This is a genomic window from Streptomyces blattellae (genome assembly GCF_009709555.1).
GTDB classification, from domain to species: domain Bacteria; phylum Actinomycetota; class Actinomycetes; order Streptomycetales; family Streptomycetaceae; genus Streptomyces; species Streptomyces blattellae.
This window is the reverse complement of record NZ_WJBG01000161.1, coordinates 17,644-41,248: the sequence shown is the minus strand read 5'-3', so window position 1 is coordinate 41,248 and position 23,605 is coordinate 17,644. Positions and strand designations below refer to the sequence as shown.

The window sequence follows — 23,605 nt, the reverse complement described above, 5'->3', positions numbered from 1 at the left end:
GGCGGGCTGGATGCCGGAGGGCGACGAGGTGGTGGACGACGAGGAGGAGATGCCTCTTTCTCTGCGCCTCTCGATAGCGGACACCCTCACCCTCGGCAACGCCACATGCGGCTTCATGGCGGTGTACTTCACCACCACCGGCATCCTGATCCCGCACCTCACGGACAGCCAGGAAACCGGCATGGCCCGCAACAGCGCGGCCACGGCGGTCATCCTGATGCTGTGCGCGGCGGTCTTCGACCTGTTCGACGGCCTGGTGGCGCGCAAGCTGCGCTCCTCCCCCATGGGCGCCGAGCTGGACAACCTCTCGGACCTGGTCAGCTTCGGCCTGGCCCCGGCGTACTTCGTGCTGGTCTACGGCATGGTCGCGGACGACGCGTCCCAGAAGGTGGCCGCGGTCGGAGCGGTCGTGGTGCTCCTGGCTGTCGTACTGCGCTTGGCACGCTTCTCCTGCGTGACACCGACGAACGGCATGTTCCAGGGCATGCCGAGCCCGTTCGGGGCGCTGACCGTGGTCTCGATCGTGCTCCTGGAGCTGCCCTTCGTGGCGACGCTCATGGCGATCCTCGGCACCGCGTGGCTCATGGTCAGCCGCGTCGAGTACCCCAAGCCGCGCGGGCGTCTCGCGGTGGCCATGCTCTCCTGGATCGTCGTCTCCATGGGCCTCCTCACCGCCTGGGCCTTCGACGCGCCCAGCGGCCAGCTCCTCCTCCAGACCGGCTGCGCCCTGCAGCTCGTCATGGGCGCGGTCATCCCCCTGTTCGCCACGGCACGCCGAGTGAACAACTTCCGCGACAACCGGCGTGAGGCGCGAGCGGCGCAGCTGCCGTAGCCGTTTCTACGATGCTGGAGGGCCCCGAGCTGATCAGCTCGGGGCCCTCAGCACATTCAGCCCGTCCGGCGTTTGAGGACGAAGCCGTTCAAGCCGATGGGGGCCAGGGGCGAAGCCCAGGTGGGGTGCAGGAGGCGGAGCCCCGCAGGGGTCCAGGGGCGTGGTGCAGGGGGCGAAGCCCCGGTGGGGTGCAGGAGGCGAAGCCCCGCAGGGGTCCAGGGGCGTGGGTGCAGGAGGCGGAGCCCCGCAGGGGTCCAGGGGCGTGGGTGCAGGGGGCGAAGCCCCGCGGAGGTCCAGGGGGCGAAGCCCCTTGGCGGGGTCGAAGGGGCGGAGCCCCTGGGGGATGGGACGGGTAGGGGCGGCGGGGGCGAGAAAAGGCTGGGCCTCAGGTCAGGAAGTCCCGTGCGATCCGCTCCGCCACCCGCTCCAGGATCGGCCCGGCGTCGGCGATGCACTTCGCCACGTCCGGCTCGGCGTCCGTCAGCGGATACACGCGGCGGATTCCCGCCCGGCCCAGCGCTTCCGGCGGCAGGGCGAGCCGACCGCACACGGCGACGACCTCCTTGCCCGCCGCCCGCGCCGCCGCGGCGACCCCCGCCGGGGCCTTGCCGTGCAGGGTCTGCTCGTCGAGGGAGCCCTCACCGGTGATCACCAGATCGGCGCGGTCCAGCGCGGAAGCGAAGCCGAGGACGTCGAGCATGACCTCGATGCCGGGCCGGAAGCGGGCGCCGATGATCAGCGCACCGTAGCCGATGCCGCCGGCCGCGCCCGCGCCGGGCGACGCCGCGTACTCGACCGCCATCGGGCCGATCGCCGACTCCAGGACCTTGGCGTAGTGTGCGAGCGCCTCGTCCAGCGCCTGTACGTCGTCCGGGGACGCCCCCTTCTGCGGCCCGTACACCGCCGGCGCTCCCTTCGGCCCGGTCAGCGGATTGTCGACGTCGCTGGCAAGCACCAGCTCGACCTGACCGAGACGCGGATCCAGCTCGGACAGGTCGGCCCACGCCAGGTCGGCGAGCCCGCCGCCGCCCGGCAGCACCGGCTCACCGTCCGCGTTCAGCAGACGCGCCCCCAGCGCGGACAGCATCCCGGCGCCACCGTCCGTGGTCGCACTGCCCCCGACGCCGAACACGATCGTGCGGGCACCCGCGTCCAGCGCGGCCCGCAGCAGCTCCCCGGAGCCGTACGTGGATGCCGTGAGCGGTGCGAAGACCCCGGCCGGCAGCCGCTGCAACCCGCTGGCCTCCGCCATCTCCACGACCGCGGTGTCACCGCGCAGCGCGAACGCCGCCGTCACCTCGTCCCCGAGGGGGCCCGCGACCCGTAGCTCACGCCGCTCGAACCCGGCCGCCACCGCCGCGTCAACCGTCCCGTCGCCACCGTCGGCGACCGGCAGTGCCTCGGCCTGGAGCCCCGGCACGACCCGGTGCAGCCCGGCCGTCACCCGCTCGGCGACCTGTACGGCCGTCAGCGACCCCTTGAACTTGTCCGCGGCGATGAGGACACTCCGGGTCCCCTTGCCTGCAGCGTCCGCCACCTTCGCATCCCCTTGCTCTCCGGGCCTCGCGCACGTCAAGGCCAGTCGCGCCGCTGTGACCTTAACCGGAGGAACCCCCCGCCGTCATGCCCCGCCCCCGCCCGCCCGGAGCCTGGGACACCACGCGAACCGCCCTGTGCCCCCTGTGCGCGCTCCCTCGAACCCCGCGCGCCCGACCCCGGAATTGGGTAAACCGGTCCTATGACCCCTGTGGGCACTGAGCAAGAGCTCGGCGACCGCATCCTCGGGGGCTGGCTGGGCCGGATCGCGGGCAACATGCTCGGCAAACCGGTCGAGCAGGGCGACCTGTGGACGCGGGACCGCATCGACGGCTATCTGCGGCAGGCCGCCGCCCTGCCCCTCACCGACTATCTGCCCGCGCCCGTCGACGAGAGTGACGGCTTCGAGCTGCGGCCCGAGTGGCGCAGTTGCGTCCGGGGCCGTATCCACGGCAGCTGCCGCGACGACGACGTCGACTACGCGATCCTCGGCCTCGACCTCCTGGAGACCCACGGCTTCGGCTTCAGCACCGAGCAGGTCGGCGATCTGTGGCTGCTGCGGATGCCGTACCTGCAGACGTTCACGGCCGAGCGGGCGGCGTACCGGAACCTCGCCAACGGCCTCAAGCCGCCCCTGACCGCCACCGTCGACAACCCCTACCAGGAGTGGATCGGCGCGCTCATCCGTGCCGACATCTACGGCTGGACCTCCCCCGGCGCCCCCCGCCGCGCCGCCTCCCTCGCCCGCCGGGACGCGGTGCTGTCGCACACCGGCAACGGCGTGTACGGCGCGATGTGGGCGGCCGCGCTGATCGCGGCGGCGTTCACCGCGCCCACGGTGCGCCATGCCGTGGACGAGGCGCTGACCGTGATCCCGGCGAGCAGCCGCATGGCCCGCACCGTACGGCGTGTCGTCTCGCTGCACGACACCCGGATGACCTGGGAGGACACGCTCACCACCGTGGCCGAGGAGACCGCCGGGCTGGGCTGGATCCACACCGTCCCGAACGCCGCCGTGCTCACCGCCGGGCTCCTGTACGGCGACGGCGACTTCACCCGCACCATCACCCTCACCGTCCGCGGCGGCCTCGACACCGACTCCAACGGCGCGACCGCGGGCTCGGTGGCCGGAGTGCTCACGGGCGCGGACGCGATCCCGGACCAGTGGAAGGACCCGCTGGAGGACACGGTCCGCAGTGCGGTGTTCGGCTTCGACGGGGCACGGATCAGCGAACTGGCGGAGCGGACGCTGCGGCTCGTGGAGAGCCTGTCGGCGTCGTAGGCGGCTTGGAACCGGCGGTACGTCACATCGACTGCCGAGCCTGGACTGTTGCCTCCCGAGCCGGGCGGCGAGTCCGAGGCGCGGCCGCGGCAGCTGGTTACCCTTCCGGGGTGACCACTCAAGACTTCGCCACGTACATCGCGGGCCTGCCCCGCGTCCTCGCCGGTGCCGCCGCGCTCTTCCGTGACGCGGAGGGCCGGGTGCTGCTGGTCGAACCCAACTACCGTGAGGGCTGGGCGCTGCCGGGCGGCACGATCGAGTCCGACGACGGAGAGACCCCGCGGCAGGGCGCCCGTCGCGAGACGACCGAGGAGATCGGCCTCGACGTCGAACTCGGCCGCCTGCTCGCGGTGGACTGGGTGCACGGCACGGCCCGCCCGCCGCTCGTGGCCTACCTCTACGACGGCGGCGTCCTCGGCGAGGACGAGCTGAAAGCGATCCGCCTGCAGGAAGAGGAACTCCTGTCCTGGCGCCTCGTCCCCCGCGAGGAACTCACCGCCCACCTGCCGGGCGCCCTCGGCCGCCGCGTCCTGGCCGCTCTGGACACCCTCGCGGACGGCTCGGACACGGCCGAGCTGGAGAACGGCCACCGGGTGGGCTGACGGAACGGGGTGGGCCCGTCCTACTCTCGGTGCCATGACCAAGCCCCTCGTCGCCATCCTCAGCGGCGCCGGTATCTCCACCGACTCCGGCATCCCGGACTATCGCGGCCCGGGTGGCCTGTGGCGGCGGGACCCCGAGGCCGAGAAGCTCGTCACGTACGAGTACTACATGGGGGATCCGGAGATCCGGCGCCGGTCGTGGCAGATGCGGCGCACGAACCGGACGCTGCTGGCCGAGCCGAACGCGGCCCATCGTGCGGTGGCCGAGCTGGAGCGGTCCGGCGTGCCGGTCCGGGTCATCACGCAGAACGTCGACGGGCTGCACCAGCTCGCCGGAATGCCCGCCCGCAAGGTGCTGGAGCTGCACGGCACCGCGCGGACCGTCGTCTGCACCGGGTGCCGGGCGAAGGCGCCGATGGCGGACGCGCTCGCCCGGGTCGAGGCCGGGGAGGAGGATCCGCCGTGTCCGGACTGCGGCGGGATCCTCAAGTCGGCCACCGTCATGTTCGGCGAACGGCTGGACCCCGGCGTCCTCGGCGAAGCCCTCGCCATCACCAAGGCCTGCCAGGTGTTCATCGCCGTCGGCACCAGCCTGAAGGTCCAGCCGGCCGCCGGACTCGCGGGCATCGCCGCCGACCATGGCGCACGGCTCGTCATCGTCAACGCCGAGCCGACGCCGTACGACGAACTCGCCGACGAGGTCATCCGGGAACCCATCGGCACCGCGCTGCCCGCACTGCTGCACCGGCTGGGTACGGAGCACGGCCGCTAAGCGTGACTGAGGTCCACCTGTACGACGCGCGCGCCCGCTTCCTCCAGCGCCGCGCAGGTCGCACCGTCCGACGTCGCGTCGGTCACGACCACCGCCAGTTCCTCGGGGCCGCAGATCTTCACCATGCCGGTCCCGGGGAACTTGCTGCTGTCCGCGAGGAGCGCCACCTGGTCGCTGGCTGCGATCATGGCACGCCTTGCCGGTACCTCGGCGACCGTGGTGTCCATGACCTGACCACCGGGGCGGATCCCGCAAGCCCCCATGAAGAGCCAGTCGGCATGGACCTGCCGGAGGTTGTCCTCGGCCATGAAGCCGTCCAGCATGCGCGATGCGCGGATGACCATGCCGCCGAGCAGCATCAACTCAACGCTCTCGTCCTGGACGAGTTCCTCATAGACCCCGAGGTTGTTGGTGATCACGGTGATCCGGCGCCCGTGCAGCTGACGGGCCAGCCGGTGGACGGTCGTGCCGGAGTCGAGGATGACCGACTGGCCGTCCTCGATCATCGCGGCGGCCCGCACGGCGATCGCGTCCTTCTCGGTCACGTTGGCCTCGGCGGCCTCGGCGAACGGCGCGGGGTCCTCTTCCACGACCGCTCCCCCGTGGACCCGGGTGAGCAGCCCGTCCTCCTCCAGCTTGAGGAGGTCACGGCGGACGGTCGCGGCGCTGGCTCCCAGCTGACCGGCGAGGTCCGTCACGGTGACGGTGCCGCCGGATCTCAACGCCTGCAAGATGAGTTGGTGTCGTTGTTCAGCCAGCACACGACGGAACACTACACAGCGGGGGCTGGAAGGGGGCTGCCCCGCCCTCGAACTCCAGCAGCCGCCGCTTGCGGTGCAGGCCGCCGCCGTAGCCGGTGAGGCTGCCGTCGGCGCCCACGACGCGGTGGCAGGGGACGATGATGCCGATCGGGTTCTTGCCGTTGGCGAGGCCGACGGCGCGGGAGGCGGCGGGGTTGCCGAGGGCGTCGGCGAGGGCGCCGTAGGAGCGGGTCTCGCCGTAGGGGATGGTGCGGAGCCGGTCCCAGACGCTGCGTTGGAACGGGGTGCCGTGCAGCCGGAGTTCGAGGGTGAACTCCGTCAGTTCGCCTGCGAAATACGCCTTCAGTTGTTCCTCGGGCTCGGAGAACAGGGTGTCGTCCCTGGGGCCGAAGGACTCCTCCGGCGGGCGGTGGCGCTGGTCGGTCATGTAGAGGCCGCACAGGACGCCGTCGTCGGCGACGAGGGTCAGGGGGCCGTACGGGCTGTCGGTCACGGTGTGGTGTTTCACTGCAAGGTCCCTAGACAGGTAGGAAGTTGATGGGGTGGCTGTCGGTCGCCCACAGGTACTGGACCGCGTACGCCCGCCACGGCGCCCATGCCGCCGCCCGTGCCGTGAGGGCCGCGGGAGTGGACGGCAGGCCCAACTCCTGGGCCGCGCGGCGGATTCCGAGGTCCGTGGGGAGGAACGCGTCGGGGTCACCGAGGGCGCGCATGGCGATGACGTCGACCGTCCAGGGGCCGAAGCCGGGGAGGGACAGCAAGCGGGAACGGGTTTCCGTCCAGTCGTTGTCCACGCCCAAACGCAGGGTGCCGTCGGCGAGTTCGCGGACCAGGGTCGTGAAGGTCGTACGGCGTGTGCGCGGCATCGCCAGCGCCTGGGGATCCAGCGCGGCCAGTGCCGCCGGTGACGGGAACAGGTGGGTCAGGCCGCCCGCCGGGTCGTCGATCCGCTCGCCGTGGGCGGTGACCAGGCGGGCCGCGTGGGTCCGGGCCGCCGCCGTGGAGACCTGCTGGCCGAGGACCGCGCGGATCGCGAACTCGGCCTCGTCCACGGTGCGCGGGACACGGCGGCCGGGGGCCTTGTCGACGAGGGGCGTCAGGACCGGATCCCGGCGGAGTTGCTCGTCGACCGCGACCGGGTCGGCGTCGAGGTCCAGCATGCGGCGGCAGCGGCTGATGGCGACGGGCAGGTCGCGCAGGTCGCTGAGGGTGAGGCGGCAGGCGATGTGGTCCGGCTCGGGGGTCAGGGAGACGATTCCATGGCCGTACGGCAGCCTGAGCGTCCGGCGGTACGCGCCCTCCCGCCACTCCTCGACCCCGGGTACGGAGGTCGCCGCGAGGTGGCCGAAGAGGTTGTCGGGGTTGAGGGGAGTGCGGAAGGGGAGGCGGAGGGTCAGCACGCCGGGGGTGCCCTGAGCGCCGCGAGACATGGGCACGCGGGTGCGCAGTTCGCTCGGGGACAGGGCGAAGACCTCGCGCACCGTGTCGTTGAAGGTGCGGATGGAGGAGAAGCCGGCCGCGAAGGCGATCTCCGCCATCGGCAGGACGGTCGTCTCGATCAGCAGCCTTGCCGTCTCGGCGCGCTGGGCGCGGGCCAGGGCGAGCGGGCCCGCGCCCAGTTCGGCGAGGAGCTGGCGTTCGACCTGGCGGGTGCTGTAGCCGAGGCGGGCGGCGAGGCCGGGGACGCCCTCGCGGTCCACCACGCCGTCGGCGATCAGCCGCATGGCGCGGGCCACGAGGTCGGCGCGCTGGTTCCACTCCGGGGAGCCGGGGCTGGTGTCGGGGCGGCAGCGCTTGCAGGCCCTGAAGCCGGCCTGCTGGCAGGCGGCGGCGCTGGGGTAGAAGGTCATGTTCTCCGGCTTGGGCGGCACCACGGGGCAACTGGGCCGGCAGTAGATACGGGTGGTGACGACGGCCGTGAAGAACCAGCCGTCGAAGCGCGCGTCCTTGGACTGGACGGCGCGCACGCACCGCTCCCAGTCGGTGTGCATCGCGTTCTGCATGCCTTCAGCATGGGTGACCGTCCACCCCCTTGGCTGGCGAGAATCCGACATGAACCTCACGTGCCCTGGGGCCCGGCGGATCACCTGCGCGGCGCCGGTCTCGCCGACGACGGGCTCCGCTCGGGAACTGAGACCGGCGGGCCGCGCGTCGTACGAGACCTATGAGTCCGGTGAGTCCGGTGAGTCCGGTGAGTCCGGTGAGTCCGGTGAGTCCGGTGAGTTCTGTGAGTCCGGTGAGTTCTGTGAGTTCTACGCGGCAGGTGCTGAGTACCTGGTTCCGCCCGCGCGGGGCGTGGGTCGCGAGCCTGCTCGTCGCCTGTGTGCTGACGTTCCACGCCGTCGTGCCGAACCGGGTCGGCCGGCTGGGCAGTCTGCTGGAGACGTTCCTGCCCTGGCTCGGTCTGGCCGTCCCGGTCCTGGCGGGCGTGGCGCTGCTGCGGCGCTCGGCCGTGGCGCTCGCCACGGTGCTGCCGCCGCTGGCGGCCTGGCTGGCCCTCTTCGGCGGGCTGCTGCTTCCCCGGTCGGAGGGGGCGTACGACCTCACGGCGGTGCAGCACAACGTGAGCGACGTGAACCCGGACCCGGCCGGAACCGCCCGCACCCTGCTGCGGGCCGACGCCGACCTGATCGCGCTCGAAGAGGTGACGCCGTCCCACGCGAGGCAGCTCACGGCGACCCTCGGCTACCCGCACCACGCCGTGGTGGGCACCGTCGGCCTGTGGTCCAGGTACCCGCTCACCGACGTCCGGGCCGTCGACATCAGGCCGGCCGGCGTGGGGACGGACTGGAACCGAGGGCTGAGGGCCACCGCGGCGACACCGTGGGGCGAGATCGCGGTGTACGTCGCGCACCTGCCCTCCGTCCGCCTCGGTGCCGGGTTCGACACCGCGCTCCGGGACGAGAGCGCGGCCCTGCTCGGCCGCGCGCTGGACGCGGAGCGGCTGCCGGACGTGATCCTGCTCGGCGACCTCAACAGCACGGTCGACGACCGCGGCCTTGATCCTGTTCGCGCGCACGTGGGTGCACCGCGCGGAGGGCTGGCCTTCAGCTGGCCCGCGTCGTTCCCGCTGGCCAGGATCGACCAGATCCTGGCCAGGGACGCGACCGTCACCCGCGTCTGGACGCTGCCGGAGACGGGCAGCGACCATCTGCCGGTCGCCGCCCATGTCCGGCTGTGACGGCTACTCGGTCGCCGTCGGCCGCCGCGAGGCCGCCGTCGCCCGGTCGACATCGGTGATGGGCCGCAGCCGATAGGTGTACGCGTAGTCGCGGTTGGCGAACAGCTTGTACTCGTCGTGGGTGTGCGCGCCCCAGCTGTTGTCGCCGCCGACGCCCATCTGGCGGTGGTTCACCCGCAGGACGACCTCCTCGCGCGGGGTGAGCTGGTAGTCGTGGCGTGCGCCGACCGACAGATCCTCCGGGGTGAAGTGCGAGGCGCTGACCTCCAGGAGGGGTTCGCCGCTGACGAGGAGTCCGTTGCCGCGCCGGTCGGTCAGGGCGACCCAGCGGACGTCGGTCTTGTTGCCGTTCTCCTGCGGCCGGATGTACGGGGTCCACTGCCCCTCGACGGTCCCGGAGTACAGGCCCACGTCGGTGCCGTTGTTGCGGTCCCAGTGGTTCTCCTCGGGGCCGCGCCCGTAGTAGTGCACGCGGTCCAGCCGCCCGGGCAGGAACAGCAGGGTGCCGACTTCCGGGATGTACGGCAGGCTCGACGCGCCCGGGTGCAGCGTCTGGTCGACCTTGATCTCGCCGTTTCCGAAAACGGTGTAGGTGGTGGTGTACGTCGACTCGACCGTCGTCGGCAGTGTGCCGCTGACCTTGATCTCGACGGCCCTGCCCTGGAGTTCGCGCACGCCGACGTCCGTGACCTTGCGGTTCGCGCCGGCGTCGCGCCAGGTCTGGTTGCGGGTGTGCTGGCCGTTGCCCTTGTCGTTGTCGGTGGGCGCCCGCCAGAAGTTGGGCACGGGCCCGGAGCCGATCAGCCGGGCGCCTTGGGCCTGGTACGACGTGATGAGGCCGCTGCCCTTGTCGACGGTGACCGAGAAGCCCTCGCCGGTGACCGTTACGGAAGCGGTTGCGTCCTCGTGACGCAGCCTGGCCACGTTCGCCAGCGGCACCGGCGTCACGGCCGGACTGCCCGCGTCCAGGGGCAGTTGCTGCCTGGCCACCTCGAAGCCGGCCTTCGCCCACTTCGTGGCTTCCTTGGTGGTGAAGGACAACTGCAGGAAGTACTCCTCGCCCGGCGCCGGGTCCTGCGGCAGCCGCACGGGAACGGTGATCTGCTTCTCGGACAGCGGCGGCACGTCGAGCTGTGCGCGGGTCAGCTTCCCGCGCCGGACGGCCTTTCCGTCGCGGACGATCGTCCAACTACCGTCGAATTCACGGAGGTTGGTGAAGAGGTTCTCGTTGGTCAGCGTCACCACTCCCGGGCCGCCGCTCGCTGCGACGTTGATCGCCTGGTAAATGTGCTTCACCTCGGCGGCCTTGCCGGTGTGGCCTCGGTCGGCGGTCACGATGCCGTCCGCGACGAAGTTCCCGTCGTTGGGGTTGTCGCCCCAGTCGCCGCCGTACGCGAAGAAGGTCTTCTCCCGCGACCGCTGCTCGGCGAAGCCGACGGTGGCCGCGTCGAACCAGAACCGCACGCCGTCGTCGCCGGGACCACGGCTGCCGGAGGCGAGTTCGGCGGCGGTGAGGGCGCGGGCGTAGACGCGGGCCCGGCGGATCGTGCCGCTGAATTCGCGGCTCCAGTTGTCGACGTCGGTGGCGAGCGCGAGCGGTGCGGTGTTGCTGCTGGGCTTGCGGGTGGTGGTGCGGGTGGCCCGTACCTCGCCGTCGACGTAGAGGGTCAGCGTGCCCGCGTCGGCGTCGAAAACGCCTACGACGTGATGCTCCTTGCCGGTCCAGTCCGCGGGCACCGGCCAGCTGGCGGTGATCCACTGGCCGCCGCCGTAGATGAAGAACTCGATGCTCCTGTTGGTCTGCTTGAGCGCGTACTGGGTGTCGCCCTTGGCGAGGATCGGCTGGTGGTAACCGGTTACGTGCGGGGTGATCCACGCTTCCAGCGTGAGCGAGCCGGTGAGGTCGAGGGAGGCGTCGCGGGCGAAAACGGTTCCGCCATATACGCCCTCGTCACGGTCGAACGTCCCGCTGGGGGCGAGGATCTCGCCCCTCAGCCGCCCCGGCCCGGACTCGGTGAGCAGCTTGCGGGCCGGAGTGGGCCAGGACACGGACTGGTCCATGAAGTCCCAGATCCAGCCGCCCTGGAGGACGTCGTAGCGGCGGATGATGTCCCAGTACTTCTTGAAGTTGCCGTTCGAGTTCCCCATCGCGTGCGAGTACTCGATCATGACGTACGGGCGGGTGTCGGCGGTGTCCTTCGCGCGGGCCTCCACGCGCGCCGGGGTGTCGTACATCTCGGAGCGGATGTCACTCACGCCGGGGCGGTCGTCGCCCTCGTACTGGATGACGCGGGTCGGGTCGTACGAGCGGATCCAGTTGTGCATGTTCACGAACGTGCTGCCGGCGCCCGCCTCGTTGCCGAGCGACCAGATCACGACCGACGCGTGGTTCTTGTCCCGGTGGACCATGTTCCGGGCACGGGCCACGCAGGCCTCGCTCCAGTCGGCGTGGTTGCCCGGGTATTCACCGCGGATGCCATGGGTCTCCAGGTTGGTCTCGTCGACGATGTACAGGCCGTATTCGTCGGCGAGTTCGAGCCACACCGGGTTGTCCGGGTAGTGCGAGGTCCGGACGGTGTTCATGTTCATCCGCTTGATGACCTCGATGTCCAGCACCATGTCCGCGCGGGTGAGCGCGGTGCCGCGGGCCGGGTGCATCTCGTGCCGGTTGGTGCCGCGGAAGGAGACGGGCTTGCCGTTGATACGCATCAGCCCGTCCTTGAGCGCGAACTCGCGGAAGCCGACCCGGTGGGAAAGGGTTTCGATCACCTTTCCGGCAGGGTCGCGCAGCCGCAGGACCGCGGTGTAGAGGTTCGGATGCTCCGCCGACCACAACTCCGGCTCCGGCACGGCCTTTTGAGCCTGTACGGTCGCGTCCTCGCCCGCCGCCTCGACGTCGACGGCCTGCTGCAAGGGGCGGGACCAGACGGCATGGCCCCGGTCGTCGTACAACTGCGTCTCGACGGTGTACCGGCCGCCGCCTGCGGCGCCGTACGCCCGTACGCTCGCCGTCACCGACAGCTCGGCGGCCGTGTAGTCGTCGCTCAGCGGGGTGTCCAGCTTGAAGTCGCGCAGGTGCACGGCCGGCGTGGAGTACAGGTAGACCGAGCGGAAGATGCCGCTCAGCCGGATCATGTCCTGGTCCTCCAGCCAGTCGCCGTCGGAGTAGCGGTACACCTCGACGGCGATCTGGTTGGTACCGGGCCGCAGGTGCTCGGTGATGTCGTACTCGGCGGGGGTGTAGGAGTCCTCGTGGTAGCCGACGAGTTCGCCGTTGATCCACACGTAGTGGGCCGACTTCACGCCCTCGAAGTGCAGGAAGGTCCGCCTTCCCGCCCAGTCCTTCGGGACCGTGAAGGTGCGCCGGTACTGGCCGACCGGGTTGTAGCGGGTCGGGGCGGCCGGGGGCTGTGGCTCCTCCCCCAGGCCGTTGGGCCCCCACCAGGGGTAGGTGATGTTGACGTAGATCGGGAAGTCGTAGCCGTGCAGCTGCCAGACCGAGGGGACGGGGAGGGTGTCCCAGTCCCTGTCGTCCACATCGGTGCGGTAGAAGTCGGCGTCCCGGTCGTCGGGCCGGTCGGCGTACGCGAACTTCCACGTGCCGTCGAGGCTGAGCCGGTACGGCGAGCGGGTTCGGTCGGCTGCCAGGGCCTGTCTCACGTCGGCGTACGGCATGAGGGTGGTGTGCGGCGGCTCGGTGCCGACCTGGAAGAGGGCGATGTTCCCGTTCCACTCCGGAGTGGCGTCCGGCGCGGCACGCCGGGTTGACGCCTGGGCCGACGTGGACGACAGGGCGAGGGCGCCGAGGACGGCGGCCGACGACTCAAGGAGACGTCGGCGGCTGATCACCGGCCGCCCCATGGGAGAGTTGGGAGAGTTGGGAGAGGAGTGCTGGTGCGCGTGCGGGTGCGGGTGCGGCATGACCGAGACCTTCCTCAGAGCGACAGTGCGCTGCGCCTACTGGGTGCTTGCGTCGGATCCTGTCCATATCACTAGGTTCCGAACGCATCAGAAGCAACATTCCTGTCGGACTTTGTTGGGTCCTGATCGGACATCAGTCGGACCGCGGGGCAAGGGAGTTCGAAACTCCGGCGCCTTTCCCCTCAGCGCGGCGGCGCATGCCTCAATGCCCCGTTCCCGCCTCCAGTCGTGCCGTCGTCTCCATCAGCGACACGGTGAACGGATGCTCCGGCGCGGTCAGGATCCGGTCCGCCGGACCCTGCTCGACCAGCTCTCCCGCGTCCAGTACGGCCGTGCGGTGTCCAGGTCGTGGGTGATCAGGACGAAGGAGAGGTCGTCGCGGTCACGCAGGAGGCCTTCGAGGACGTCGAGGATGCCGCGCCGGGTGACCGTGTCCAGGCCCGAGGTGATCTCGTCGCAGACCAGTGCGACCAGCAGCGCCAGCCCGGCGGCGCCCGACGTGAACACCGACGCCACCAGCAGGATCAGCCGTAGCCCTTGCCGAACAGGTTGTTGCCGATCTCGCCCGCGCCGGACAGCGCGCCGTCGACGAGTTCCTGCCGGTCGGCGATGAGGAAGAACGCCTGCCGGACCCGTTTGTCGTCGAAGGGCGCACGGTCGGTCTTCATCGCGAAGCCCTGCATGGCACTGTTGCGGAGCCGGACGATCTCGATCTGCCCGCTGTCCTCGTGCGCGCGGCCGGTGGTGGGGTTGAGTTCGTGGGCGTACTCGACCTGGCCGCCGAGGACGGCGTTGGTGCGCGCGGACTCCTCGTCGGCGACCATGAATTCGAGTTCAACGACATCCCCTCGGGGTTCCTTTTCCTCGCTCCACCCGCTCCGCGGCGACACTGCGCGCCCTCGTGCACGGCTTGTCACCACCCCGGCAGGCGCACTACTGTCACCACGCCTTGGTGAACGGGAAATCGGTGCGATACCGGTGCGGCCCTCGCCACTGTGAATCGGGAAGTCCGGCTCCAGCCCTCACGGGCAGCCACTGGGTCCCTCGGGACCCGGGAAGGCGGAGCACGGGCGGTGGTACCCGTAAGCCAGGAGACCGGCCAAGGCGCGTCAACCATCCACGAGGTGCTGGAGAGGGTCTGCTGAGCCATGCACATTGCCGAGGGTTTTCTTCCTCCGGCGCACGCGGTCGCCTGGGGCGTCGCGTCGGCGCCGTTCGTCGTCCACGGAGCCCGGTCACTCACCCGTGAAGTCAGGGAGCACCCGGAGAGCACCCTGCTCCTCGGCGCCTCCGGAGCCTTCACGTTCGTCCTGTCGGCCCTCAAACTGCCGTCGGTGACCGGAAGTTGCTCCCATCCCACCGGCACCGGCCTGGGCGCCATCCTGTTCCGGCCGCCGGTGATGGCGGTGCTGGGCACCATCACCCTGCTCTTCCAGGCGCTGCTCCTCGCCCACGGCGGCCTGACCACGCTCGGCGCCAATGTGTTCTCGATGGCGATCGTCGGGCCCTGGGCGGGCTACGGGATCTACCGGCTCCTGCGGCGCTTCGACGTACCACTGATGGTCGCCGTCTTCTTCGCCGCGTTCGTCGCCGACCTGTCCACCTACTGCGTCACCAGCGTCCAGCTGGCGCTCGCCTTCCCCGACCCGAGCAGTGGATTCCTGGGCGCGCTCGGCAAGTTCGCGTCCATCTTCGCCGTGACGCAGATCCCGCTCGCGGTCAGCGAGGGGCTGCTCACGGTGCTGGTGATGCGGCTGCTCGTGCAGTCGAGCCAGGGGGAGCTGACCCGGCTCGGCGTGCTGTTCGCCAAGAAGGCGGCCAGCACCGAGGCGGTGGCCCGATGAAGCGGAACACGAAGATCAATCTTCTGCTGGTGCTCGCCGTCGTCGCCCTCGCGGTGCTGCCGCTGGCGCTGGGCCTCGGCGACGACAAGGAGGAGCCGTTCACCGGCGCCGACGCTGAGGCGGAAACGGCGATCACCGAGATCGAGCCGGACTACGAGCCCTGGTTCTCGCCGCTGTACGAACCGCCCTCCGCCGAGATCGAGTCGGGGCTGTTCGCCCTCCAGGCGGCGCTCGGCGCCGGCGCCCTCGCCTACTACTTCGGTGTGCGGCGCGGGCGACGGCAAGGTGAGCAGCGGGCACTGGAGCGGCAGGGCGCCGAGGCCACGGCGGACGAACAGACCGCACGCGACGTGAACACCACGGCCGACGACCAGACCGCACGCCACGTGCAAGCCGCGACCGACGAACAGGCCACACGCGACACGGACGCCAAGACCGCGGCCGACGGCCAGACCACACGCGACGCGGACACCACGGCCGACGAACGGACCACACACGACGTGAACACCGCGGCCGACAGCCAGACCGCACGCCACGTCGAGACCGCGGCCGACGAACAGACCGCACGCCACGCCGACGCCGCACGCCACGCCGACGCCGCACGTCGCGGCAAGGCCGCGCGCCAGCCCGAAGGCGCGCGCGACGCCGCCGGGCAGGCCTGACCACCGTGCTGCCCATCGACGCGGCGGCGCACAGCAGTCGCTGGCGCCGCCGTCACCCCGTGGACAAGGCCGTGCTCGGGCTCGGCCTCACCGTCCTGGCGATCTCGCTGCCGCCGTGGCCGGGCGCGGCCCTGGTGCTGCTGACCGCGGTCGCCGTGCTGCTGGGCCCGGCGGGCGTGCCCGGCCGCAGGCTGTGGCGTGCCTACCGTGTCCCGCTGGGCTTCTGCGTGACCGGCGCGGCCACCCTGCTGGTGCAGGTCGGCGGCCCGGACGGGTTCGTGACCCTGGCTGGTGACGGCCCCGTGCGCGCCGGGGAACTGCTGCTGCGCACCTCCGCCGCCTCCCTCGGCGTGCTGCTGTTCGCGTTCACCACACCCATGTCCGATCTGCTGCCCCGCCTGGTGAAGGCCGGAGTGCCCGCGCCGGTCGTCGACGTCGCGCTGGTGACGTACCGCATGAGCTTCCTGCTGCTGGACTCGATGCGCCGGATCCGGGAGGCGCAGGCCGCGCGGCTCGGGCACACCACACGGGCCGCCTCCTGGCGTTCGCTGGCCGGGCTCGGCGCCACCGCGTTCGTGCGGGCCTTCGACCGGGCGACGCGGCTGCAGGCGGGGCTCGCCGGACGCGGTTACGACGGCACCCTGCGCGTCCTGGTGCCCGAGGCCCGCATCTCCGTCCGCTTCACGGCGGCCAGCGCGGCGCTGCTCGCGACGCTGGCGGCCCTCACCCTCGTACTGGAAAGGCCGCTGACATGAACACCCTCGCATGGGAAGGGCCGCTGTCATGAGCGACGCCGCCCTCGTCGCCCTGCGGGGCGCGTCGTTCGCCTACGAGGACGGTCCGGCCGTACTCAGCGGGCTCGACTTCGAGGTGTGCGAGGGGCGTGCGCTCGCGCTGCTCGGGCGCAACGGCACCGGCAAGACCACCCTGATGCGGCTGCTCAGCGGCGGGCTGCGGCCGCACACCGGGGAGTTGACGCTCGACGGGCAGCGCGTGTCGTACGACCGGAAAGGCCTGACCCGGCTGCGGACCACCGTCCAGCTGGTGGTGCAGGACCCGGACGACCAGCTGTTCGCCGCGTCCGTCGCGCAGGACGTGTCCTTCGGGCCGCTGAACCTCGGGCTGCCCGGCCCGGACGTGCGGGCGCGGGTCGACGAGGCGCTCGCCGCGCTGGACATCGCCGCCCTGGCCGACCGGCCCACGCATCTGCTCTCCTACGGGCAGCGCAAGCGGACGGCGATCGCGGGCGCGGTCGCGATGCGGCCCCGGGTGCTGATCCTGGACGAGCCGACCGCGGGCCTCGACCCCGACGGCCAGGAGCGGCTGCTCGCCATCCTCGGCGGCCTGCGGGCGGGCGGCACCACGGTGGTGATGGCGACGCACGACGTGGACCTCGCCCTGCGCTGGGCCGACGACACGGCGCTGCTCACCCCGTCCGGAGTACGCACCGGTCCCGCATCCGAGATGCTGGCCCGGACCGACCTCCTCCAGCAGGCCGGGCTGCGGTTGCCGTGGGGTGTCGCGGCGGCCCAAGTACTCTGTGCGCACGGGCTGTTGACCGATACGGCGGCAGGTCCCCGTACCCCCGGCGAGCTGGCCGCGATGGTGGCCGTCGAGCGGTGAGGCACCAGTCACAGGGGCGGAGAGGGCAAGGTCACAGCCTGGGGCTCTGCTCCTGTTCAAGCGCTCTCGCCTAGCATCCCGAGCATGACAGTCCTGCCCGATGACGGGCTCTCGACGGCCGCCGAGTTCCCCGCCGCGACCCATGAGCAGTGGCAACGCCTCGTGGCGGGCGTCCTGCGCAAGTCCGGCCGGGACGTCACGGGTGCCGCCGCCGAGGACGCCCTCGCCACCGCGCTGGAGGACGGGCTGCGCACCCGGCCCCTGTACACCGCGCACGACACCGTTCCCGAAACCGGTTTCCCCGGTTTCTCCCCCTTTGTACGGGGCAGCCGTCCCGAAGGCAACACCGCCGACGGCTGGGACGTACGGCAGCGGCACGCGACCGCCTCGGGTGACCTCGTCCTCGCCGACCTCGAAAACGGTGTCACCTCCCTCTGGCTGGTCGTCGGCGAGGGCGGTTTCCCGGTCGCGGCGCTCGGCCGAGCGCTCGAAGGCGTGTACCTCGACCTGGCACCCGTCGTCCTGGAGGCCGGCCGGGACACCGAGGAGGCGGCAGGCGCGCTGCTGCGGCTGTACGAGGAACGCGGCGTCGCCCGTGCCGCGGCGCGCGGCAACCTCGGCGCCGACCCGCTCGGGCACGAGGCCCGGACCGGGCGGCAGCTCGACTTCGCACCCGCGGCCGGACTCGCCCGGCGGTGCGCCGAGGGGTACCCGGGGCTGCGGGCGCTGACCGTGGACGCGCTGCCGTACCACGAGGCCGGCGGCTCGGCCGCACAGGAACTGGGCGCCTCGCTCGCGACCGGTGTCGCCTACCTCCGGGAGCTGACCGCGGCCGGACTCAGCGTCGAACAGGCCTGCGCCCAACTGGAGTTCCGCTACGCGGCCACCGCCGACCAGTTCCTGACCGTCGCCAAGCTGCGCGCGGCGCGACGGCTGTGGGCGCGGGTCGCCGAGGTGAGCGGGGGGCCCGGCAGGCAGGTGCAGCACGTGGTGACCTCGCCGGTGATGATGTCGCGCCGCGACCCGTGGGTGAACATGCTGCGCACCACGGTCGCCACGCTGGCCGCCGGGGTGGGCGGCGCCGACTCCGTCACCGTGCTGCCCTTCGACCACGCGCTCGGTCTGCCGGACGCGTTCGCCCGGCGGATCGCCCGCAACACCTCGACGATCCTCGTCGAGGAATCGCACCTGGCCCGGGTGATCGACCCGGCGGGCGGCTCCTGGTACGTGGAGCGGCTCACCGATGAACTCGCCCACGCGGGCTGGGAGTTCTTCCAGTGGCTGGAGCAGATCGGCGGCCAGGCGGCCGGGCTGCGCTCGGGCCGGCTCGGCGAGCGGCTGGCTCAGACGTGGCAGGCGCGCTCGGCGAAGCTGGCCAAGCGGCGTGAACCCATCACCGGCGTCAGCGAGTTCCCGCACCTCGCCGAGAAGCCGGTGGAGCGCGCGTCCGCGCCCGGGGTGCCGTCCGGCGGCCTCCCCCGCGTCCTCCGCGACGAGGCCTACGAGGCGCTGCGTGCCCGTTCCGACACCTACCTCGCCGCGACCGGCGCCCGGCCGCGGATCTTCCTCGCCGCGCTCGGCCCCGCCGCCGCCCACACCGCGCGCCTCACCTTCGCCGCGAACCTCTTCCAGGCGGGCGGCATCGAACCCGTCACTCAGGGCACGTTCGAGGAGAGCGGCGCCACCGAGGCGTGCCTCTGCTCCAGCGACACGCTGTACGAGGAGCAGGCCGCGGACACCGCGCGGACCCTGAAGACGGCGGGCGCCCGGCATGTGTTCCTCGCGGGCAGGCCCGGGCATCACTCCGGAGTCGACTCGTACGTCTTCGCGGGCTGCGACGCCGTAGCCGTACTCTCCGCCACCCTCGACCGCATGGGAGTGTCCTGATGGGAATCCCCGACTTCACCGGGATCGAACTCGGGGACCCGAGGTCCGACGCCGGCGCCGGCGCCGACGAGTGGCGCAAGGCCGCGGGCAGCGACGGCGCGTTCTGGGAGACCCCGGAGGGCATCGCGGTCAAGCCGCTCTACACCGGCCGTGACCTGGAGGGCCTCGACTTCCTTCAGACCTACCCGGGCATGGCGCCGTATCTGCGCGGCCCGTACCCGACGATGTACGTCAACCAGCCCTGGACGATCCGTCAGTACGCGGGCTTCTCCACCGCCGAGGAGTCCAACGCCTTCTACCGGCGCAACCTCGCCGCCGGGCAGAAGGGCCTGTCGGTCGCCTTCGACCTGCCGACGCACCGCGGCTACGACAGCGACCACCCGCGGGTGACCGGCGACGTCGGTATGGCGGGCGTGGCCATCGACTCCATCTACGACATGCGGCAGCTGTTCGACGGCATCCCGCTGGACGAGATGACCGTGTCGATGACGATGAACGGCGCCGTGCTGCCCATCCTGGCGCTCTACATCGTGGCGGCGGAGGAACAGGGCGTACCGCCGGAGAAGCTGGCCGGGACCATCCAGAACGACATCCTCAAGGAGTTCATGGTCCGCAACACCTACATCTATCCGCCGAAGCCGTCGATGCGGATCATCTCCGACATCTTCGCCTTCACCTCGCAGCGGATGCCCCGCTACAACTCGATCTCCATCTCCGGCTACCACATCCAGGAGGCCGGCGCGACGGCCGACCTGGAGCTGGCGTACACGCTCGCCGACGGTGTCGAGTACATCCGGGCGGGCCGGGACGCGGGGCTGGACGTGGACGCGTTCGCGCCGCGGCTCTCCTTCTTCTGGGCGATCGGCATGAACTTCTTCATGGAGGTCGCCAAGCTGCGGGCGGCGCGGCTGCTGTGGGCGAAGCTGGTGCGGCAGTTCAACCCGCAGAACACCAAGTCCCTTTCCCTGCGCACTCATTCACAGACCTCGGGCTGGTCCCTGACCGCGCAGGACGTGTTCAACAACGTCACCCGCACCTGCGTCGAGGCGATGGCGGCCACCCAGGGCCACACCCAGTCGCTGCACACCAACGCCCTCGACGAGGCGCTCGCGCTGCCCACCGACTTCTCGGCGCGCATCGCCCGCAACACGCAGCTGCTGATCCAGCAGGAGTCCGGCACGACCCGGGTGATCGACCCCTGGGGCGGCAGCGCCTACGTCGAGAAGCTGACGTACGACCTCGCCCGCCGCGCCTGGCAGCACATCCAGGAGGTGGAGCAGGCGGGCGGCATGGCGCAGGCCATCGACGCGGGCATCCCCAAGCTGCGCGTGGAGGAGGCGGCGGCGCGGACGCAGGCCCGCATCGACTCCGGACGGCAGCCGGTGATCGGCGTGAACAAGTACCGGGTGGATTCCGACGAGCAGATCGAGGTGCTCAAGGTCGACAACTCCTCCGTGCGCACCCAGCAGATCGAGAAGCTGCGGCGACTGCGCGAGGAGCGCGACGACGTCGCTTGCCGGGACGCGCTGGACGCGCTGACCCGGGCGGCGGGAGGTGCGGGCAACCTGCTGGAGCTGGCGGTGAACGCGGCCCGCGCGAAGGCGACCGTCGGGGAGATCTCCGACGCCCTGGAGAAGGTGTACGGGCGGCACGCGAGCCAGATCCGTACGATCTCCGGCGTGTACCGCAACGAAGCAGGCGAGTCCCCGAACGTGGACCGCACCCGCGCCCTGGTGTCCGACTTCGAGGAGGGCGAGGGCCGCCGCCCGCGCATCCTGGTCGCCAAGATGGGCCAGGACGGCCACGACCGCGGCCAGAAGGTGATCGCGACCGCCTTCGCCGACCTCGGCTTCGACGTCGACGTCGGCCCGCTGTTCCAGACCCCGGCCGAGGTCGCCCGCCAGGCGGTGGAGGCGGACGTGCACATCGTGGGCGTCTCGTCGCTGGCCGCCGGGCACCTCACCCTCGTACCGGCGCTGCGCGAGGAGCTGGCGGCGGAGGGCCGGGAGGACATCATGATCGTCGTCGGTGGGGTGATCCCGCCGCAGGACGTGCCGACCCTGCTGGAGATGGGCGCGACGGCCGTGTTCCCGCCCGGGACGGTGATCCCGGACGCGGCTTACGACCTCGTACAGCGGCTGTCGGCCGACCTCGGGCACCCGCAGTGATCGATCTCGACACCTATGTGAAGGGCGTGCTCGACGGGAAGCGGGCACTCGTCGCGCGCGCCATCACGCTCGTCGAGTCGACACGGCCCGCGCACCGGGCGCTGGCCCAGGAGATGCTGACCGAGCTGCTCCCGCACAGCGGCCGGGCCCGGCGGATCGGGATCAGCGGGGTGCCCGGCGTGGGGAAGTCGACGTTCATCGACGCGTTCGGCACCATGCTGGCCTCCCTCGGTCACCGGGTCGCGGTGCTCGCCGTGGACCCGTCGTCCACGCGTACGGGCGGCTCGATCCTCGGCGACAAGACGCGGATGGAACGCCTGGCCGTGGACCCCGCGGCCTTCGTCCGTCCCTCCCCCAGCGCGGGCACGCTCGGCGGGGTCGCCAAGGCCACGCGTGAGTCGATGGTGGTGATGGAGGCGGCGGGCTATGACGTGGTGCTCGTGGAGACGGTCGGCGTCGGCCAGTCGGAGACCGCGGTGGCGGGCATGGTCGACTCCTTCCTCCTGCTCACGCTGGCCCGCACCGGTGACCAGTTGCAGGGCATCAAGAAGGGTGTGCTGGAGCTGGCCGACGTCATCGCCGTGAACAAGGCGGACGGCCCGCACGAACGCGACGCCCGCGCCGCCGCCCGTGAACTGTCCGGCGCCCTGCGGCTGATGCACGGCAAGGACGCGTCGTGGACGCCGCCGGTGCTGAGTTGCAGCGCCCGGGAGGCGACGGGACTCGACGTCGTCTGGGAGCGCCTGCAACAACACCGTGAACTCCTCGATTCCACCGGCCGCCTCACCGCCAAGCGCCGCGACCAGCAGGTCGACTGGACCTGGAGCATGGTCCGCGAGGAACTGCTGGGCCGGCTGCACGCCGATCCGTCGGTACGTTCCCTTGCGCCCAGCCTCGAACAGCAGGTGCGGGACGGGGAGTTGACGGCGACGCTGGCGGCGGAGCGGATTCTTGAAGCGTTCGGCGGGTAGCGCTCCGCGGGGAGCGGTGGACGTGTCCTGCGGGCGGGCGCGTGAGCAGTCGGGCAACCGTATGGGAGGAAGCACCGCCGTCTTCTCCGTCACGCACCCTCAACGTGAGTGGAAAGGGCTCAGTGGCTCAGTGAGTGGAAAACCGCTCGACGGGTCGGGCCGAGCACGTCATGATCCGCATACGTGACGGCTCCGAAGCAGTTCCTGGTCCGGGCCTCCGCCCGCAACAACGCCGAGTGGTGCGCGGCGATGAGCCGGTCACACGGCTTGGCGGGCGAGTGTCGGTCCGCTGCGGATCTGGCTGCACGGCCGGTGAAGAGACCACTCCAGGCCCGCCCGAGCCCCTTCGTGACCACCACCCCAGCGGAAGAGAGTGCCTCGAAGTCGGCGTCGAAGTCCGCTGGGCCGGACCGCGCGCTGGTGAAGTGGGCCGATCAGATGTGTGAGGCCACGGAGCTCTTCGAGACGATGAAGACGGAAAGTGCCAACGGGGTCAAAGAGATCACGGATCCGCCGGGGACGCGCTGGTCCCGCCCGAGGCCACCGCCGTAGGCTACCTGTCGGGCACATCGTCGTCCTTCGACGAGGTCGTGCAGGAACTCGGCAGGGTACGGCCCTCGGGCATCACCACTGCGGACCGGCGCGGGCGCCGGACAGCGACGCGGAGCCCGAAAGCACATCAGTGCGGGCCCCCGTCCGGCCGGCTAAAGGTCGTCGGGCAGCACTCGGAACGCCTTGTGCCCGGTCAAAGGCAGCACGGCGCGGAAGTCACGCCGGTCCAGCGTAAGGACCACGTCCGTCTCGTACTCCTCGGCCAGGGCAACGTTGACCGCGTCCGCCAGGTCCAGCTCCAAGCTCGCGTACCGTTCCTGAACCTGCTGTGCCCTCTGCAGTACCTCGGCGCCGGCCGAGGCGATCGCGAAGTCGCCGCGTGCCGCGGCGCCCACGATGTCCTCCAGCATCTGCCGGGTGCGGACGACGCCCAGCTCCCGTCGCCCCACGTGATCGAGTTCCGCCAGCACCAGGGGCGAGAAGACGATCAGTCCGGCGGTCTCCAGGACGGAGTAGGCGGCGTCGCTGAGTGGATGTGCGGTGTCGAAGGCGGCGAGGGTCCCGGAGGTGTCCGCGATGACGATCAATCCTCGGCCCCCATCGACTCCCGCACGATCGTGTCGGCCCGATCGGCGAGTGCCGGATCCCCGCTGTCGAAGCGGCGCAGCCCGAGCGGCTTCTCCCGGCGCCGGTAGCGCAGCGCGGCAAGGTGCAGCGCCTCTCGGATGATCTCGGCCTCACTTATGCCCTCACGGGCCGCCGCGGCCTTGATCGTCGCCATGTCCTCGGCGTCGGCGTACACCATCGTCCGCTTCATCGTCATGAACATATGCTACCTCCGGCATATACAGGCCTCGGCATGGCCGGCACAGCCACCGGATCCGGGTGTTCTGATTGCCCCCTCCCTGGACGCCGATGACCGGCGGGCCCTCGACGAGATCGAGAGCATGCGCCGCGCCCTGCGCCACATGCTCCGGGCCACCCCTCCGTCCCGGCCGCTGGCGCGACGGC

18 protein-coding genes, 3 pseudogenes and 1 riboswitch are annotated in these 23,605 nt (G+C 71.3%); of the genes and pseudogenes, 12 read left to right on the top strand and 9 right to left on the bottom strand.

What is annotated here, in order from left to right; genetic code table 11:
* Positions 1-10: 10 nt before the first annotated feature.
* Positions 11-832: a CDP-diacylglycerol--serine O-phosphatidyltransferase gene (pssA, locus tag GFH49_RS19615; RefSeq protein ID WP_155057529.1), complete on the top strand. Its 822-nt coding sequence runs from the start codon at positions 11-13 to the stop codon at positions 830-832.
* A gap of 385 nt (positions 833-1,217) precedes the next feature.
* Here the strand turns inward: pssA and GFH49_RS19610 are convergent, their stop codons facing one another.
* Complete coding sequence (locus tag GFH49_RS19610; protein ID WP_155057377.1) at positions 1,218-2,369, bottom strand: glycerate kinase; 1,152 nt, start codon at positions 2,367-2,369, stop codon at positions 1,218-1,220.
* A gap of 201 nt (positions 2,370-2,570) precedes the next feature.
* Here GFH49_RS19610 and GFH49_RS19605 point away from each other — a divergent pair, with 201 nt between their 5' ends.
* The 3 genes from GFH49_RS19605 (at position 2,571) to GFH49_RS19595 (ending at position 5,024) form a co-directional block, all read left to right on the top strand.
* Complete coding sequence (locus GFH49_RS19605; protein WP_155057376.1) at positions 2,571-3,650, top strand: ADP-ribosylglycohydrolase family protein; 1,080 nt, start codon at positions 2,571-2,573, stop codon at positions 3,648-3,650.
* A 110-nt stretch (positions 3,651-3,760) separates the two neighbouring features.
* A complete protein-coding gene (locus GFH49_RS19600) occupies positions 3,761-4,252 on the top strand; it encodes an NUDIX domain-containing protein (protein ID WP_155057375.1) in 492 nt (163 codons plus the stop codon).
* 34 nt (positions 4,253-4,286) lie between these two features.
* On the top strand, positions 4,287-5,024 hold the full coding sequence (locus GFH49_RS19595) for an SIR2 family NAD-dependent protein deacylase (RefSeq protein ID WP_155057374.1): 738 nt from the start codon (positions 4,287-4,289) through the stop codon (positions 5,022-5,024).
* On the opposite strand, the gene GFH49_RS19590 is transcribed toward GFH49_RS19595, so the two are convergent.
* The 3 genes from GFH49_RS19590 to GFH49_RS19580 are packed head-to-tail and all read right to left on the bottom strand — an operon-like array spanning position 5,021 to position 7,776.
* The gene (locus GFH49_RS19590) at positions 5,021-5,785 is read right to left on the bottom strand and encodes a DeoR/GlpR family DNA-binding transcription regulator (RefSeq protein ID WP_155057373.1); all 765 of its coding nucleotides are present in this window, start codon (positions 5,783-5,785) and stop codon (positions 5,021-5,023) included. The genes GFH49_RS19595 and GFH49_RS19590 overlap by 4 nt on opposite strands.
* Complete coding sequence (locus tag GFH49_RS19585) at positions 5,775-6,293, bottom strand: methylated-DNA--[protein]-cysteine S-methyltransferase (RefSeq protein WP_155057372.1); 519 nt, start codon at positions 6,291-6,293, stop codon at positions 5,775-5,777. The genes GFH49_RS19590 and GFH49_RS19585 overlap by 11 nt, the downstream gene beginning before the upstream one ends.
* Positions 6,294-6,303: 10 nt before the next feature.
* Positions 6,304-7,776, bottom strand: a complete 1,473-nt coding sequence (locus tag GFH49_RS19580; protein WP_155057528.1) for a DNA-3-methyladenine glycosylase 2 family protein — start codon at positions 7,774-7,776, stop codon at positions 6,304-6,306.
* A 254-nt stretch (positions 7,777-8,030) separates the two neighbouring features.
* On the opposite strand from GFH49_RS19580, the gene GFH49_RS19575 reads away from it, so the two are divergent.
* On the top strand, positions 8,031-8,966 hold the full coding sequence (locus GFH49_RS19575; RefSeq protein WP_230396384.1) for an endonuclease/exonuclease/phosphatase family protein: 936 nt from the start codon (positions 8,031-8,033) through the stop codon (positions 8,964-8,966).
* A 3-nt stretch (positions 8,967-8,969) separates the two neighbouring features.
* On the opposite strand, the gene GFH49_RS19570 is transcribed toward GFH49_RS19575, so the two are convergent.
* The 3 genes and pseudogenes from GFH49_RS19570 to GFH49_RS19560 form a co-directional block, all read right to left on the bottom strand.
* Positions 8,970-12,887 carry a glycoside hydrolase family 2 TIM barrel-domain containing protein gene (locus GFH49_RS19570; protein ID WP_408055926.1) on the bottom strand — a complete coding sequence of 1,306 codons (3,918 nt, stop codon included), beginning with the start codon at positions 12,885-12,887 and terminating at the stop codon, positions 8,970-8,972.
* Positions 12,888-13,089: 202 nt separating this feature from the next.
* A pseudogene (locus GFH49_RS19565) lies at positions 13,090-13,352 on the bottom strand (ABC transporter ATP-binding protein); the annotation flags it as partial.
* A 65-nt stretch (positions 13,353-13,417) separates the two neighbouring features.
* Positions 13,418-13,723: pseudogene (locus GFH49_RS19560) on the bottom strand (ABC transporter substrate-binding protein); the annotation flags it as partial.
* Between the two features lie 97 nt (positions 13,724-13,820).
* Positions 13,821-14,005: riboswitch (cobalamin riboswitch) on the top strand.
* 30 nt (positions 14,006-14,035) lie between these two features.
* Between GFH49_RS19560 and GFH49_RS19555 the strand changes: the two are divergent.
* The 7 genes and pseudogenes from GFH49_RS19555 to meaB all read left to right on the top strand — a co-directional run bounded on the left by GFH49_RS19555 (position 14,036) and on the right by meaB (position 22,042).
* Positions 14,036-14,731: an energy-coupling factor ABC transporter permease gene (locus GFH49_RS19555; protein WP_155057370.1), complete on the top strand. Its 696-nt coding sequence runs from the start codon at positions 14,036-14,038 to the stop codon at positions 14,729-14,731.
* A pseudogene (locus GFH49_RS41225) lies at positions 14,728-15,072 on the top strand (energy-coupling factor ABC transporter substrate-binding protein); the annotation flags it as partial. The gene GFH49_RS19555 and the pseudogene GFH49_RS41225, both read left to right, overlap by 4 nt.
* A 326-nt stretch (positions 15,073-15,398) precedes the next feature.
* On the top strand, positions 15,399-16,148 hold the full coding sequence (cbiQ, locus tag GFH49_RS19545; RefSeq protein WP_155057369.1) for a cobalt ECF transporter T component CbiQ: 750 nt from the start codon (positions 15,399-15,401) through the stop codon (positions 16,146-16,148).
* Positions 16,149-16,176: 28 nt separating this feature from the next.
* Positions 16,177-17,016 (top strand): energy-coupling factor ABC transporter ATP-binding protein, CbiO family, encoded by an 840-nt coding sequence (locus GFH49_RS19540; RefSeq protein ID WP_155057368.1) that lies wholly within the window; start codon positions 16,177-16,179, stop codon positions 17,014-17,016.
* An 84-nt stretch (positions 17,017-17,100) separates the two neighbouring features.
* Positions 17,101-18,903: a methylmalonyl-CoA mutase subunit beta gene (locus GFH49_RS19535; protein ID WP_155057367.1), complete on the top strand. Its 1,803-nt coding sequence runs from the start codon at positions 17,101-17,103 to the stop codon at positions 18,901-18,903.
* Positions 18,903-21,071, top strand: a complete 2,169-nt coding sequence (scpA, locus tag GFH49_RS19530) for a methylmalonyl-CoA mutase (RefSeq protein WP_155057366.1) — start codon at positions 18,903-18,905, stop codon at positions 21,069-21,071. The genes GFH49_RS19535 and scpA overlap by 1 nt, the downstream gene beginning before the upstream one ends.
* Positions 21,068-22,042 (top strand): methylmalonyl Co-A mutase-associated GTPase MeaB, encoded by a 975-nt coding sequence (gene meaB, locus GFH49_RS19525; RefSeq protein WP_155057365.1) that lies wholly within the window; start codon positions 21,068-21,070, stop codon positions 22,040-22,042. The genes scpA and meaB overlap by 4 nt, the downstream gene beginning before the upstream one ends.
* Before the next feature lie 704 nt (positions 22,043-22,746).
* Here the strand turns inward: meaB and GFH49_RS19515 are convergent.
* Together GFH49_RS19515 and GFH49_RS19510 are read right to left on the bottom strand one after the other, a co-directional pair.
* A complete protein-coding gene (locus tag GFH49_RS19515) occupies positions 22,747-23,181 on the bottom strand; it encodes a PIN domain-containing protein (RefSeq protein ID WP_155057363.1) in 435 nt (144 codons plus the stop codon).
* Positions 23,178-23,417 carry a ribbon-helix-helix domain-containing protein gene (locus GFH49_RS19510; protein ID WP_155057362.1) on the bottom strand — a complete coding sequence of 80 codons (240 nt, stop codon included), beginning with the start codon at positions 23,415-23,417 and terminating at the stop codon, positions 23,178-23,180. The genes GFH49_RS19515 and GFH49_RS19510 overlap by 4 nt, the downstream gene beginning before the upstream one ends.
* Positions 23,418-23,605: the final 188 nt, after the last annotated feature.

Coding starts and splice junctions, on each gene's coding strand:
- pssA (WP_155057529.1), top strand. CDS start 11: ATGCCGGAGGGCGACGAGGTGGTGGACGACGAGGAGGAGATGCCTCTT.
- GFH49_RS19605 (WP_155057376.1), top strand. CDS start 2,571: ATGACCCCTGTGGGCACTGAGCAAGAGCTCGGCGACCGCATCCTCGGG.
- GFH49_RS19595 (WP_155057374.1), top strand. CDS start 4,287: ATGACCAAGCCCCTCGTCGCCATCCTCAGCGGCGCCGGTATCTCCACC.
- GFH49_RS19580 (WP_155057528.1), bottom strand. CDS start 7,776: ATGCACACCGACTGGGAGCGGTGCGTGCGCGCCGTCCAGTCCAAGGAC.
- GFH49_RS19570 (WP_408055926.1), bottom strand. CDS start 12,887: ATGCCGCACCCGCACCCGCACGCGCACCAGCACTCCTCTCCCAACTCT.
- GFH49_RS19555 (WP_155057370.1), top strand. CDS start 14,036: ATGCACATTGCCGAGGGTTTTCTTCCTCCGGCGCACGCGGTCGCCTGG.
- GFH49_RS19540 (WP_155057368.1), top strand. CDS start 16,177: ATGAGCGACGCCGCCCTCGTCGCCCTGCGGGGCGCGTCGTTCGCCTAC.
- GFH49_RS19535 (WP_155057367.1), top strand. CDS start 17,101: ATGACAGTCCTGCCCGATGACGGGCTCTCGACGGCCGCCGAGTTCCCC.
- scpA (WP_155057366.1), top strand. CDS start 18,903: ATGGGAATCCCCGACTTCACCGGGATCGAACTCGGGGACCCGAGGTCC.
- GFH49_RS19510 (WP_155057362.1), bottom strand. CDS start 23,417: ATGACGATGAAGCGGACGATGGTGTACGCCGACGCCGAGGACATGGCG.